Origin of the sequence: Streptomyces sp. S.PNR 29, assembly GCF_030386795.1 — a bacterium.
In the GTDB taxonomy this organism is placed as follows: Bacteria; Actinomycetota; Actinomycetes; order Streptomycetales; family Streptomycetaceae; genus Streptomyces.
On sequence record NZ_JANUQM010000002.1, the window covers coordinates 472,948 to 486,000 of the forward strand.

Here is a 13,053-nt window from a genome sequence, read left to right on the forward strand (position 1 = left end):
TGCAAGACCACACCCGTCTCACCAGTCGAGCTGAGCGAAAATCACTCGACACGACCCCGTAATGTTTAGGGCGTGACCGTGAACGCTAAGACCAGCCCCAGCGCTGGCAACACCTGGCGAAACCTGCCCGCGGCGCAGCAGCCCGAGTACCCCGACGCCGAGGCTCTGCGCGCAGTGATCGCGGACCTCGAGTCGTATCCGCCGCTCGTCTTCGCGGGCGAGTGCGACCAGCTGCGCGCCCGGATGGCGGCCGTCGCCAAGGGAGAGGCGTTCCTTCTCCAGGGCGGCGACTGCGCCGAGGCCTTCGACGCGGTGTCCGCCGACCAGATCCGCAACAAGCTCAAGACGCTGCTCCAGATGGGCGCCGTGCTGACGTACGCGGCCTCGGTGCCGGTCGTGAAGGTCGGCCGCATCGCCGGCCAGTACTCCAAGCCGCGCTCCAAGCCGACCGAGACCCGTGACGGTGTGACCCTGCCGACGTACCGGGGCGACTCGGTCAACGGCTTCGAGTTCTCCGAGGCGGCCCGTGTCCCGGACCCCGAGCGGCTCAAGCGGATGTACCACGCCTCGGCCTCCACGCTGAACCTGGTGCGTGCCTTCACCACCGGCGGCTACGCCGACCTGCGTCAGGTGCACGCCTGGAACCAGGACTTCGTGAAGTCGTCCCCGTCCGGTCAGCGCTACGAGCAGCTGGCGCGCGAGATCGACAACGCGCTGAACTTCATGCACGCCTGCGGGGCCGACCCGGAGGAGTTCAAGACCGTCGAGTTCTACTCCTCGCACGAGGCGCTGCTGCTCGACTACGAGTCGGCGCTGACCAGGGTGGATTCCCGCACCGGGCAGCTGTACGACGTCTCCGCGCACATGGTGTGGATCGGTGAGCGCACCCGGCAGCTGGACCACGCGCACATCGAGTTCGCCTCGAAGATCCGCAACCCGATCGGCATCAAGCTCGGTCCGACGACGACGGCCGAGGAGGCGCTGCAGTACATCGAGCGCCTCGACCCGGAGCGCGAGCCTGGCAGGCTGACCTTCATCGTCCGCATGGGCGCCGACAAGATCCGCGACAAGCTCCCCGAGCTGGTCGAGAAGGTCACGGCGTCGGGCGCGGTGGTGGCCTGGGTGACCGACCCGATGCACGGCAACACCTTCGAGGCGGCCTCCGGCCACAAGACGCGCCGTTTCGACGACGTGCTGGACGAGGTCAAGGGCTTCTTCGAGGTCCACAAGGCGCTCGGCACCCATCCGGGCGGCATCCACGTGGAGCTGACCGGTGACGACGTCACCGAGTGCGTGGGCGGCGGCGACGAGATCTTCGTCGACGATCTGCACCAGCGCTACGAGACGGCCTGCGACCCCCGCCTGAACCGCAGCCAGTCGCTCGACCTGGCGTTCCTCGTGGCGGAGATGTACCGGGACCAGTAGTGGTCCGCCCCTGACAGGGGCGTGCACTGGGGCGCGGATCACATGCGATCCGCGCCCCCTCGCTCTTTTGTGGCCTGCCCGAGGAGGGTAAGGTTAGGTTTGCCTCACCGAGCAGTCGGGGCGGCAGCACTGATCGATCCCGCCGGGAGGTGAACCGCGTGTACGTCTGCAGTTGCTTCGGGATCACCGAGCAGCAGGTCAAGCAGCACGCGGAGAAGGGTGCCTGCACCCCGCGCCAGATAGCGTCGGCCTGCAAGGCGGGCACGGACTGCGGGTCGTGCGTACGCCGGATCCAGGCGATCCTGGGCAGGGGCGCGTGCCCGCGCAGGGAACTCGTGGACCAGGGCCGACCGGTGCTCGCGGACCTGACCGAGGCACCCGGGCTGGACGAGGCGGCCTAGCTCTCCGGCTGCTCGATCAGCTGGGCGATGTAGAGCGCCTCGCCGAGCTTCTCGACCAGTTCCAGCTGGGTGTCGAGGTAGTCGATGTGGTGCTCCTCGTCCGCGAGGATCGACTCGAAGATGTTGGCGGACGTGATGTCGCCCTTCTCCCGCATCACCTTGATGCCGCGCCGCAGCCGGTCGATGGCCTCGACCTCGATCTGCCGGTCGGCCTCGAACATCTCCTTGACGGTCTGACCCACCCGCACGTGGAACAGCCGCTGGTAGTTCGGCAGCCCCTCCAGGAACAGGATCCGGTCGGTCAGCACCTCCGCGTGCTTCATCTCGTCGAACGACTCGGCCCGCGTGTACTTGGCGAGTTTGGTCCAGCCGAAGTTCTCCTGCATCTTCGCGTGCAGGAAGTACTGGTTGATCGCGGTCAGCTCGGCCGTCAGTTGCTCGTTGAGGAATTCGATGACCTCGGGGTCGCCCTGCATGGCAGAGGCTCCTTCCGCGCGGGAACTGGCTGGTGCGCCGCATGATTCCACCGGCATCGAAGATCGTCCAGTAAGTCTTCACTTAGTAAGTAAGTGCATGCTTAGTCCAATTTGCCCTAATTGGAGCAGCCCCGCGTCCGGGGCATCCCCCGAGGTCTGTCAGGATGGAGTCATGGGTCAGCCGTCGGAACGCGAACCGGGAGAGCGCGCTTCAGGAGCAGCGGCGCAGCCCGAGCTTCCGCCGGGACAGCGAGTGCAGCGGGGCTGGCCCGTCACGCACTACGGGCCGGTCCCGAAGTTCCGGCCCGAGCGCTGGGAGTTCCGGGTCTTCGGAGCCACCGCCGACGGCGAGAAGCGCTGCTGGACCCACGAGGAGTTCACGGCCCTGCCGTACACCACCGTCGTGGCCGATCTGCACTGCGTCACGAAGTTCAGCATGCTCGGCGCCGAATGGGGCGGCATTCCCGCCCGTACGATCCTGGAGATCGCCCCGCCCGCACCCGCCGTCACCCATGTCATGGTGTGGGCCGAGTACGGCTTCAGCTCCAACCTCCGGCTCTCCGACTTCGCCTCCGAGCACACCCTGTTCGCCACCCACAAGGACGGCGAACTCCTCACCGCCGAGCACGGCTTCCCGCTGCGTCTGATCGTCCCCCACCTGTACGCCTGGAAGGGCCCCAAGTGGGTCCGCGGCATCGAGTACATGACCGCCGACCGCCGCGGCTTCTGGGAGGAACGCGGCTACCACAACATCGGCGATCCGTGGAAGGAGCAGCGGTACTCCTACCAGGAGGAGCCGGGGGAGGGGCCGGAGCTCTGACCCGGCGTCCCCGCGGTCAGCCGTCCCTCAGCTTCTTCAGCCGCTCCACGTCGGCCGCGTGTCCCTCCTTGCCGCCCGGCGTCTCGATGATCAGGGGTACGCCCTCGGTGGCGGGGTGGGTCATCAGCGCCCGGAACGGATCCTCGCCGATGTGGCCGGCGCCGATGTTCTCGTGGCGGTCCTTGTGGGCGCCGACCACGTCCTTGGAGTCGTTGGCGTGGATCAGCTTCAGCCGGCCCTCGCCGACGGTGTCCACCAGCAGGTCCAGCGTCTGGTGCATGCCGCTCGGCCCGGTCAGGTCGTGGCCGGCGGCGAAGACATGGCAGGTGTCCAGGCACACGCCCAGCTTCGGGTGGGCGTCCAGCGCCTCGAAGTACGGGCCGAAGTCCCAGGTCCGTGAGCAGAGCGAGGCCCCCTGCCCGGCGGTCGACTCCAGCAGCAGGTACGGGTCGTCGTCGTGGGTGAGCTCGTCCAGCAGCGGCAGCAGATGCTCCCGTACCTGCTTCAGCGCCACCGACCGCTCCCGGCCGCCGGTCGCGCTGCCGGTGTGCACCACCACACCGAGCGCCCCGATCTCCCGGCCGCGCCTGAGCGAGTGCCGCAGCGACTCCACGGACCGCTCGACGGTCGCCTCCGTGTGCGAGCCGAAGTTGATCAGATACGGGGCATGGACGTACGCCGGGATCCCCTCGGTCGCGCAGGCCGCGCGGAACGCCTCGTCCTGCCGCGGGTTGCCGGCCGGCGTGGCCCAGCCGCGCGGGTTGGCGACGAAGACCTGCACCGTCTCGGCCTTCAGATCACGGGCGTACGACAGGCCGACGGAGTGCAGACCCCCGGCCACGGGGACGTGGCCGCCGACGGGGTTGCGGGAGGCACCGGATTGCTCGCTGTTCACCCGTTCAGGGTGTCATGCGCCCGGACGCGTCCCGTCAGCGGATCTTGATCGTGATCGTCGATCCCTTCGGGGCGGTCTCGCCGCCCTCCACGGACTGGCCCTTGACGGTGTCGCCGAACAGTCCGAGCAGACCGCGGTCCTCCTTGACCTGGAAGCCGGCCGCCTCCAGCTCCCGCCTGGCGTCGTCGACACCGTCGCCGACCACGTCCGGGACCTCCACCATCGGCGGCCCCTTGGACAGCGTCAGCGTCACCGTGTCACCCTCGGCGACCTGGCGGCCACCCGTCGGCGACTGCCGGGCCACCTGGCCCTTGTCGAACTCCGAGGAGGTGACCTGCCCGGCGGCGACCCTCACCTTCAGGCCGGCCTCCTCCAGGGCGGCCTGAGCGTCCACCAGGTCCTCGCCCCGGACGTCGGGCACGTCGACCGGGCTGCCCTTGCTGACGGTGAGCGCGACCGCCGAGCCCGCGCGCACCTTGGTGTCCGCCGCGGGGGTGGTGGAGATCACGAAGCCCTTGGGGACGTTCGCGCTGAACGCCCGGGTGACCATGCCCGGCTCCAGGCCGTCCTGCTTCAGCACGGTCCGCGCCTTGTCCAGCCGGTAGCCCTTCAGGTCGGGCAGCTTCACGGTCTGCGGACCGTCGGAGATGGTGAGCGTCACCGAGTCGTTGTCGCGGATGCGGCTGCCCGGCTTCGGGTCGGTGCTGATGACCGTGCCCCGCCGCACGGTGTCGCTGTAGGCGTGCTCGACCTCGCCGACCTCCAGCCCGGCCTCCTCCAGCCGGTCCTTGGCCTGCGCCTCCGTCTTGGCCAGCAGCGGCGGCACCCGGGTGAACTGGCCGGAGTTGATGTACCAGACGCCCGCTCCGACGCCGAGCACGAGCAGCACGGCGACGACGATCGCCAACGGCCCGCGCCGGACGCCCGACCGGCGCCGCGGGGGCGGCGGCGGGGTCTGCAGCCGGCTGGTGCGGTGGAAACCGGCCTCCTGCTCGTCCTCGTCGACCGGCAGCGGCCGCGAGGGGGTTCCCCCCGCGCGAGCGAAGCCGAGTGTGGGGGAGGTCAGCGCGCGCGGGATCACGCTCGTACGGTCCTCGGCGTTGTCGTGCTCCGCGGCGAGGGCCTGCGGCGGCATCGCGTCCAGCTGGTCCGCGCTGAGCGTGCCGCGGGCCTCGCGGAGCTGCGCGAGCAGCGCCACCGCGTCGTGCGGACGGATGTCGGGGGTGCGCGCGGTGGCCGAGGCGACCAGCTCGTCCAGTTCGTACGGCAGACCCGGCACGGCGGCCGAGGGCGGCGGCACGTCCTCGTGGAGGTGCTTGTACAGCACCACGGCGGGGGAGTCCCCGTCGTGCGGCTTGTCGCCCGTCAGCATCTCGTACAGGACGACACCGCACGCGTACACGTCGACCCGCGGGTCGGCCGTGCCGTTCTCTATCTGCTCCGGCGCGAGGTAGGAGACGGTGCCGAGCACGGACCCGGAGGTGTTGGTGACCGTGTCCACGGCCCTGACGAGGCCGAAGTCGGCGACCTTGACCCTTCCGTCGTCCCCTATCAGGACGTTCTCCGGCTTCATGTCCCGGTGCACGAACCCGGCGCGGTGCGCGGCGCCGAGCGCGGCCAGGACCGGCTCCAGGATGTCCAGCGCGGCCCGCGGCTGCAGCGCCCCGCGCTCGCGCAGCACGTCACGCAGGGTGCAGCCGGCCACGTACTCCATGGCGAGGTAGACATACGCCCCGTCGGCCCCCTGGTCGAATACCTGTACGACATTGGGGTGGGCGAGCCGGGCCACCGACTTGGCCTCGCGGATGAACCGCTCGACGAAGGAGACGTCGGTGGCGAGCGTCGGATGCATCACCTTGAGCGCGAGGACGCGGTCCAGGCGGGTGTCCACGGCCCGGTAGACCGTGGCCATCCCGCCGACCGCGATCCGCGCGTCGACGCGATACCGGCCGTCGAGCAACTGCCCGACCAGAGGGTCCTGAAGGGTCGTGTCCACGCAGGCGAGTGTACGAGCCGCCGCTGACAGCCCGGCCGTTCGGCCGGAAACGGGGCGGGACTGCAGCGGACCTGTGACGGTTGCGATTCCGGTGCCGCTACTGGAAGGCGGGGCGCTCGGGATCCAGTCGGGCCAGGCCCTCCGTGGGCGAGGACGCCTCGGCGAAGTGACGGCGCGGGATCCGCCCCGCCAGCCGGGCCAGCCGCCCCGCCTCCACCGCGTGCTTCATGGCCTGAGCCATCAGCTCCGGCTCCTGCGCCCGCGTCACCGCCGAGGCGAGCATCACACCGGCGCAGCCCAGCTCCATCGCCAGCGCCGCGTCCGAGGCCGTACCGGCCCCGGCGTCCAGGATCACCGGCACGCGCGCGTGCTCCACGATCAGCTGGAAGTTGTGCGGGTTGCGGATGCCGAGCCCGGACCCGATCGGCGACCCCAGCGGCATGATCGCGGCACAGCCGACGTCCTGGAGCCTGCGCGCCAGCACCGGGTCGTCGTTGGTGTACGGCAGCACCGTGAACCCGTCGTCGACCAGCGTCTCCGCCGCTTCCAGCAGCTCGATCGGGTCGGGCAGCAGGGTCCGCTCGTCGGCGATGACCTCCAGCTTGATCAGGTCGGTACCGAGCGCCTCCCGTGCCAGCCGCGCGGTCAGCACCGCCTCACCCGCCGTGAAACAGCCGGCCGTGTTCGGCAGGACGCGGATGCCGAGCTTCTCCAGCACCGACAGGACCGAGCCGTGCACCGAGGGGTTGACGCGCCGCATCGCGACCGTCGTCAGCTCGGTCCCGGAGGCCACGAGCGCCCGCTCCAGCACCTCCAGGCTGGGCGCTCCGCCGGTACCCATGATCAGGCGGGACGTGAAGGACGTACCGCCGAGGACAAACGGATCGTCGGCCATGGTTCAGCCTCCTTGGACGGCGGTGAGGACTTCCACGCGGTCTCCGTCGTGGAGGACGGTGGACGACCACTGCGCGCGCGGGACGACGGTTTCGTTGAGGGCGGCGGCCACTCCGGAGGGCGCCTCGGTGAGCGTCCTCACGAGGGCGTCCAGGGCCGTGCCGGGAGCCACCTCGCGCGGCTCCCCGTTGACGGAGACGGAGACGGGACTGGTCATGCGGGCTGCTCCGTGAGTGCGGCGGCGGTGCTGAAGCGCTTGGGCGTGAAGGGGCGGGCCTCCTCGGGGAGTTCACCCGTGGTCAGGACGTGCGCCATGGCGTCCCCGGTGACCGGCGTGAGCAGCACGCCGTTGCGGTAGTGCCCGGTGGCCAGCAGCAGTCCCGCCAGCTCGGCGGGGCCGAGCAGCGGCGCGTTGTCCGGGGAACCGGGACGCAGCCCCGCGCGCGTCTCCGTCAGCGGCAGCTCCGTGATGCCGGGCACCAGCTCGTGCGCGTCGCGCAGCAGCTCGTACACCCCGCCCGCCGTGACCGTCGTGTCCCAGCCCAGTTCCTCAGTGGTCGCCCCGATGACGAGTTCCCCGCTCTCCCGCGGCACCAGGTACACGTGACTGCCCCGCACCACGGCCCGCACCGTCCGGCTGAGCAGCGGCGGCTGCCCCTCCGGCATGGTCAGCCGCACCACCTGCCCCTTCACGGGCCGCACGGGCGGCAGGACGTCGTCCGGGACACCCGCGAGCCGCCCGCTGAGGCTGCCCGCGGCCAGCACCACCTGCCCGGCGCCCAGCGCGGTGCCGTCGGCGGTGACGACGCCCGCGGCCCGGTCCCGTACGACGGTGAGCCGGTCGGCCCACACCCGGTGGAAGATCACGCCCGCCCGCTCGCACGCGACCACGAGCGCCCGGGCCAGCCGCCGGGGGTCGACCTGGTGGTCGTCGTTCACCCGCAGCCCCCCGCGCACGCCCGGCGCGAGCATCGGCTCCAGGCGCCGGCACTCACGCCCGGACAACCACTCGGAGTCCAGACCGGACTGCCGTTGCAGCGTGTGCAGTTCCCGCAGGTGGGCGCGGTCGTCGGCGTCCAGCGCGACGGCGAGCGTGCCGGAGCGGCGGTAGCCGAGATCGTGGCCGGTGAGGTCGGTGAGCTCCGCCGCGAAGTCCGGATAGCGGCGGGCCGAGGCGAGGTTCAGGGCGAGCAGAGTCTGCTCGCCGTAGTGCAGCTCCGTGACGGCGGCCAGCATCCCGGCCGCCACCTGAGCGGCCCCGCCGCCCGGTTCCGGGTCCACCACGGCCGTGGCGAACCCGCGTTGCGCGGCCCGCCACGCGGTGACCAGACCGATGATCCCGCCCCCGATGACCAGGACGTCTGACGTGTCGGACGTACGCGACATGGGCGTCCAGCCCCTCCCTTCGCCGGCATGACCCGGATCAGGTTCGTACGGTCGGAGGCCGCGAGCCTCCCTCTCAGCCCGGTGCGTCCGGGCTCCCGCGAGTGCTTTACCTCGGCCACCCTAGCCCGCAGGACTCCGAACGGGTAAGGGAGCCTCCGCCGGTGGGCCGGCGTTGTGGAGCAGGTCACTGAGCCGAAACGCTGACTGACAATCTGTCAGTTGTCTATGGTGATCAGGTGAGCGAGCAGAGCCAGGAAGAAGGCGCGGCACAGCGGCGGCGCGTGGTGGTCGTGGGTGCCGGCATGGCCGGCGTGCAGACCGCCGTCGCGCTGCGGGAGCAGGGCTTCACCGGCACCGTGACGCTCATCGGCGCGGAGCCCCACCAGCCGTACGACCGGCCCCCGCTGTCCAAGGCCGTCCTGCTCGGCAAGGCCGAGGGTTCCGCCTTCGACGTCGACTTCGAGGCGCTCGGCATCGAACTCCACCTGGGCCGCGAGGTGCTGGGCGTGCGCCCGGGCGACCATGAGCTGGACACGACCGCCGGGCCCGTGCCGTACGACGTCCTGGTCGTCGCGACCGGCGCCGAGCCGATCCGGCTGCCGGGCGCGGAGGGCGTCCCCGGCGTGCATCTGCTGCGCACCCTGGACGACGCCGAGCGGCTGCGCCCGGTGCTCGCCCGGCAGCACGACATCGTGGTCGTCGGCGCGGGCTGGATCGGCGCCGAGTTCACCACGGCGGCCCGCGAGGCGGGCTGCGCGGTGACCGTCGTCGAGGCCGCCGACCGGCCGCTCGCGGGCGCGCTGCCCGCCGAGGTGGCCGCTCCGATGGCCGCCTGGTACGCCGACGCCGGCGCCGTTCTGCGCACGCACGCGCGCGTGCAGCGCGTCGAGCCCGGCGTGGTGATCCTCGACGACGGCTCGCGGCTGCCCGCCGACGCGGTCGTCGTCGGCATCGGCGCACGGCCCGCCACGGCCTGGCTCGCCGGCTCCGGGATCGAGCTCGGCCTGTACGGCGAGGTCGTGGCCGACGACCGTCTGCGCACCTCCGCGCCGGACGTGTACGCGGTCGGCGACTGCGCCTCCTTCCCCTCCGGGCGGTACGGCCGGCGCCTGCTGGTCCACCACTGGGACAACGCCCTGCAGGGGCCGCGCACGGTCGCCGCCGACATCATCGGCGAGGCCCCGGCGGTCTACGACCCGGTGCCGTACTTCTGGTCCGAGCAGTTCGGCCGCTTCGTGCAGTACGCCGGCCACCACGCGTCCGCCGACACCACCGTGTGGCGCGGTGACCCGTCCGGCCCCGCCTGGACGGTCTGCTGGCTGCGCGAGAACCGCCTGGTCGCCCTGCTCGCGGTGGGCCGCCCCCGCGACCTGGCCCAGGGCAGACGCCTGATCGAGGCGGGCACACCGATGGATCCCCAGCTGCTGGCGGACCCGGCGAGACCGCTGAAGGCGGCGACGGCTTAGTTGTCCTTAGCCCATCGGCGCAGGTGGGACCGGCTCCGACTTCCGACTGTCAGTGCGGGATGGCAGGCTAGTTTTCGTGACCGAGATTGACGCGAAGATCGATGCTCTCGTCCCCGCCTGGCTCACCCTGCCCGACATCGCCGAAATGCTCGGCGTCGAGGTGACACGGGTGCGGCAGCTGGTCAAGGAGGGCCAGCTCATCGCCGTACGCCGTGGTGAGAACCGCGCGCTCCACGTCCCCGCGGATTTCATCGACGGGGACAAGGTCGTCAAGGGCCTGTCCGGAACCCTGACGCTCCTGCGGGACGACGGCTTTACGGTCGAAGAGATGCTGGAGTGGCTCTTCACCCCCGACCCCTCCCTGCCCGGAACCCCCGCGCAGGCGCTGCGCGAGAATCGCGGCACGGAAGTGAAGCGCCGCGCACAGGCGCTCGCCGTCTGACCCGACATACCGCCCGGCGTACGGGCCGCGGCCGTCCGGAGCCACGGCCCCGGAGGAGTGCGGCCCGTACGCCACCGAGAAGACCGACAACGGGGGGACCCGCATGTCCGACACCGCAGCCCGCGCCCGGCTCGCCGACGCCCGGCTCTACCTGTGCACGGACGCACGCAGGCGGCAGGGCGACCTGCCCGAGTTCCTGGACGCCGTCCTGGCCGGTGGCGTCGACATCGTGCAGCTGCGGGACAAGGGCATGGAGGCGGCGGAGGAACTGGAGCACCTGCGGGTCTTCGCCGACGCCTGCGCCCGGCACGGCAAGCTCCTCGCGGTCAACGACCGCGCGGACGTCGCCCACGCCGCCCGCTCCGCCGTCCTGCACCTCGGCCAGGGTGACCTCCCGGTCCCCGCGGCCCGTGCCATCCTCGGCGACGACGTCCTGATAGGCCGCTCCACGCACGCCGAGGCGGAGGCCGCCGCGGCCGCCGTCCAGGAAGGCGTGGACTACTTCTGCACCGGCCCGTGCTGGCCCACACCCACCAAGCCGGGCCGCCACGCCCCGGGCCTCGGCCTGGTCCGTCACACCGCCTCCCTGGGCACCGACCGCCCCTGGTTCGCCATCGGCGGCATCGACCTCGGCAACCTCGACGAGGTCCTCGACGCGGGCGCCCGCCGGGTCGTCGTCGTACGGGCCATCACCGAGGCGGACGACCCGGGCGCGGCGGCGGCCGAGTTCGCGAAGCGGCTGCGGCAGGTGTAGGGACGCCACTTTGCCCCGGCTTTGTCCAAGGGGTGGACAACAAGTCGACAATTCGGTCAAATGTCCTGCCTCCGGTTGGGGGACCGACGCCCCCTGACTAACCTGCCCGTATGGCCCTCGGAACCGCATCCACCAGGACTGATCGCGCACGCACCGTCCGTGACATGCTCGCGACCGGCAAGACGACGTACTCGTTCGAGTTCTGGGCTCCGAAGACGGAGAAGGGCGAGCGGAACCTGTGGAACGCGCTCCGCAGGGTCGAGGCCGTGGCCCCCAGCTTCGTCTCCGTGACGTACGGGGCGGGAGGTTCCACGCGCGCGGGCACGGTGAAGGCGACCGAGCAGATCGCCGCCGACACCACGCTCACCCCGGTCGCCCACCTGACGGCGGTCAACCACTCCATCGCCGAGCTGCGCAACATCATCGGCCAGTACGCCGACGCCGGGATCCGCAACATGCTCGCCGTGCGCGGTGACCCGCCGGGCGATCCGATGGGCGAGTGGATCCCGCACCCGCAGGGCCTGACCTACGCCGCCGAACTGGTCAGTCTCATCAAGGAGTCCGGGGACTTCTGCGTGGGCGTGGCGGCCTTCCCGGAGATGCACCCGCGCTCCAGCGACTGGGACACCGACGTGACGCACTTCGTCGACAAGTGCCGGGCCGGCGCCGACTACGCGATCACACAGATGTTCTTCCACCCCGACTCGTACCTGCGTCTGCGTGACAAGGTCGCCGCGGCCGGCTGCGAGACCCCGGTCATTCCCGAGGTCATGCCGGTGACCAGTGTGAAGATGCTGGAACGTTTGCCGAAGCTCAGCAACGCCGCGTTCCCGTCCGCCCTGAAAGAGCGCATCCTCACAGCCAAAGACGATCCGGCGGCTGTACGCTCGATCGGGATCGAATTCGCCACCGAGTTCTGTGCGCGGCTGCTGTCCGAGGGAGTGCCCGGACTGCACTTCATCACGCTCAACAACTCCACGGCGACGCTGGAAATCTACGAAAACCTGGGTCTGCACCACCCGCCGCAGGCCTAGACCGGCCGCGGTGGCGTACGACACACTGCGTAGCGGCCACCTGGGAGAGGGGCGTACATGGGCTGGACGGTCCTCTACATCGCGTTCGGCGTCGTCGCGCTGTGGCTGCTCGGTGAGGTGCTGCTGCAGTACAAGGCGCGCCTGCGCTGGCGGCTGCTCGCCTTCGCCGGCTTCCTCGGCGTCGTCGTCGGTGTGCTGATCCCGTCCGTCGTCGTCATCGGAGTGGGCGCGGCCGCGTTTGCGGTCGGCCAGACCTACGTCACGCTCTCCTTCCGCCGCGGCTTCTCGGCCGGCTGGGCGATGTCCGCACCGGGCCTGGGCGGACTGGGCGGCAGCAAGCGCCGCCGCGGTGAGCGGGGCCGGCAGGAGCCCACCCTGGAGGTCTCCGGCCTCGAAGCGGCCGACGGCGGCTACGGCGGCGGTGGCTACGCCGACGGCCCCGACCAGCGCCGGGACAGCGTCGGCTACGACGACGACTACGACCGCGACGACGTCTTCGCGTCCGGGCGTCCGGACACGCCCACGGCCGCCGAGGCCACGACCGTGTACGAGCCGCAGCCCCTGCCGGAGGACACCGGCTCCTACGGCGTGTACGGCGACTCCGGGTACGCCTCCGACCCGTCGCACGCGACCGGGGGCCAGGACCACTACGCGACGGCCGCGCAGGGCGCCGACCAGGCCTACGCCTACGACGGATACGCCGGCTACGACCAGCAGAGCTACGGCTACGGCACGACCGGCCAGCAGCAGTACGCCGGCTACACCGACCCGTACCTCGGCACCCAGGGCTACGGCGGAGGCGGGTACGACACCGGCTACGGCGACCAGCCGAGTTACGGCCAGCAGGGCTACGGCCAGGACCCGTACGCCACCGGCACCTCCTACGGCGCCGAGACCCCGCCCGGCGGCTTGTGGGTCCCGCAGCAGCGCAGCACCGACGACCCGTACGGCGGTGAGCTGCCGGCGGAGCAGCAGTACCCGTACCAGGGCGACGGACAGACGCAGGGGCACGGCTTCGACGAGCAGTACCGCTTCTGACCCCTGCGCGTCCCCTTCAGCGCGGG

The 13,053-nt window shown here is 71.2% G+C and carries 14 protein-coding genes and 1 riboswitch; of the genes, 8 read left to right on the forward strand and 6 right to left on the reverse strand.

Features of this window, described 5'->3' with window-relative positions; genetic code table 11:
- Positions 1 to 72 precede the first annotated feature (72 nt).
- On the forward strand, positions 73 to 1,425 hold the full coding sequence (locus tag NW895_RS06815; protein WP_289934405.1) for a class II 3-deoxy-7-phosphoheptulonate synthase: 1,353 nt from the start codon (positions 73 to 75) through the stop codon (positions 1,423 to 1,425).
- A gap of 149 nt (positions 1,426 to 1,574) precedes the next feature.
- A complete protein-coding gene (locus tag NW895_RS06820; protein WP_289934406.1) occupies positions 1,575 to 1,826 on the forward strand; it encodes a (2Fe-2S)-binding protein in 252 nt (83 codons plus the stop codon).
- On the opposite strand, the gene bfr is transcribed toward NW895_RS06820, so the two are convergent.
- Positions 1,823 to 2,302 (reverse strand): bacterioferritin, encoded by a 480-nt coding sequence (bfr, locus tag NW895_RS06825; RefSeq protein ID WP_289934407.1) that lies wholly within the window; start codon positions 2,300 to 2,302, stop codon positions 1,823 to 1,825. The genes NW895_RS06820 and bfr overlap by 4 nt on opposite strands.
- Positions 2,303 to 2,474: 172 nt before the next feature.
- Between bfr and NW895_RS06830 the strand changes: the two genes are divergently transcribed.
- The gene (locus tag NW895_RS06830) at positions 2,475 to 3,122 is read left to right on the forward strand and encodes a sulfite oxidase-like oxidoreductase (protein WP_289934408.1); all 648 of its coding nucleotides are present in this window, start codon (positions 2,475 to 2,477) and stop codon (positions 3,120 to 3,122) included.
- Between the two features lie 16 nt (positions 3,123 to 3,138).
- Here NW895_RS06830 and NW895_RS06835 read toward each other — a convergent pair whose 3' ends face one another.
- From NW895_RS06835 to thiO, 5 genes are all read right to left on the reverse strand, one after another.
- Positions 3,139 to 4,017, reverse strand: a complete 879-nt coding sequence (locus tag NW895_RS06835) for a deoxyribonuclease IV (RefSeq protein WP_289934409.1) — start codon at positions 4,015 to 4,017, stop codon at positions 3,139 to 3,141.
- Between the two features lie 34 nt (positions 4,018 to 4,051).
- Positions 4,052 to 6,013: a Stk1 family PASTA domain-containing Ser/Thr kinase gene (gene pknB, locus NW895_RS06840; RefSeq protein WP_289934410.1), complete on the reverse strand. Its 1,962-nt coding sequence runs from the start codon at positions 6,011 to 6,013 to the stop codon at positions 4,052 to 4,054.
- 97 nt (positions 6,014 to 6,110) lie between these two features.
- The gene (locus NW895_RS06845) at positions 6,111 to 6,908 is read right to left on the reverse strand and encodes a thiazole synthase (protein WP_289934411.1); all 798 of its coding nucleotides are present in this window, start codon (positions 6,906 to 6,908) and stop codon (positions 6,111 to 6,113) included.
- A 3-nt stretch (positions 6,909 to 6,911) separates the two neighbouring features.
- Positions 6,912 to 7,124: a sulfur carrier protein ThiS gene (thiS, locus tag NW895_RS06850; RefSeq protein WP_289934412.1), complete on the reverse strand. Its 213-nt coding sequence runs from the start codon at positions 7,122 to 7,124 to the stop codon at positions 6,912 to 6,914.
- Positions 7,121 to 8,293 carry a glycine oxidase ThiO gene (gene thiO / locus NW895_RS06855; RefSeq protein WP_289934413.1) on the reverse strand — a complete coding sequence of 391 codons (1,173 nt, stop codon included), beginning with the start codon at positions 8,291 to 8,293 and terminating at the stop codon, positions 7,121 to 7,123. Before thiO ends, thiS begins: the two co-directional genes overlap by 4 nt.
- A riboswitch (TPP riboswitch) is annotated at positions 8,291 to 8,402 on the reverse strand. It overlaps the preceding gene by 3 nt.
- Before the next feature lie 127 nt (positions 8,403 to 8,529).
- On the opposite strand from thiO, the gene NW895_RS06860 reads away from it, so the two are divergent.
- The 5 genes from NW895_RS06860 (at position 8,530) to NW895_RS06880 (ending at position 13,027) form a co-directional block, all read left to right on the forward strand.
- A complete protein-coding gene (locus NW895_RS06860; RefSeq protein WP_289934414.1) occupies positions 8,530 to 9,759 on the forward strand; it encodes an FAD-dependent oxidoreductase in 1,230 nt (409 codons plus the stop codon).
- 76 nt (positions 9,760 to 9,835) lie between these two features.
- Complete coding sequence (locus tag NW895_RS06865; protein WP_289934415.1) at positions 9,836 to 10,201, forward strand: Rv2175c family DNA-binding protein; 366 nt, start codon at positions 9,836 to 9,838, stop codon at positions 10,199 to 10,201.
- 103 nt (positions 10,202 to 10,304) lie between these two features.
- Positions 10,305 to 10,955 carry a thiamine phosphate synthase gene (gene thiE / locus NW895_RS06870; RefSeq protein ID WP_289934416.1) on the forward strand — a complete coding sequence of 217 codons (651 nt, stop codon included), beginning with the start codon at positions 10,305 to 10,307 and terminating at the stop codon, positions 10,953 to 10,955.
- A gap of 110 nt (positions 10,956 to 11,065) precedes the next feature.
- Entirely contained in the window at positions 11,066 to 11,989 is a 924-nt protein-coding gene (gene metF, locus NW895_RS06875) for a methylenetetrahydrofolate reductase [NAD(P)H] (RefSeq protein WP_289934417.1), read from the forward strand.
- Between the two features lie 57 nt (positions 11,990 to 12,046).
- Complete coding sequence (locus NW895_RS06880; protein ID WP_289934418.1) at positions 12,047 to 13,027, forward strand: hypothetical protein; 981 nt, start codon at positions 12,047 to 12,049, stop codon at positions 13,025 to 13,027.
- Positions 13,028 to 13,053: the final 26 nt, after the last annotated feature.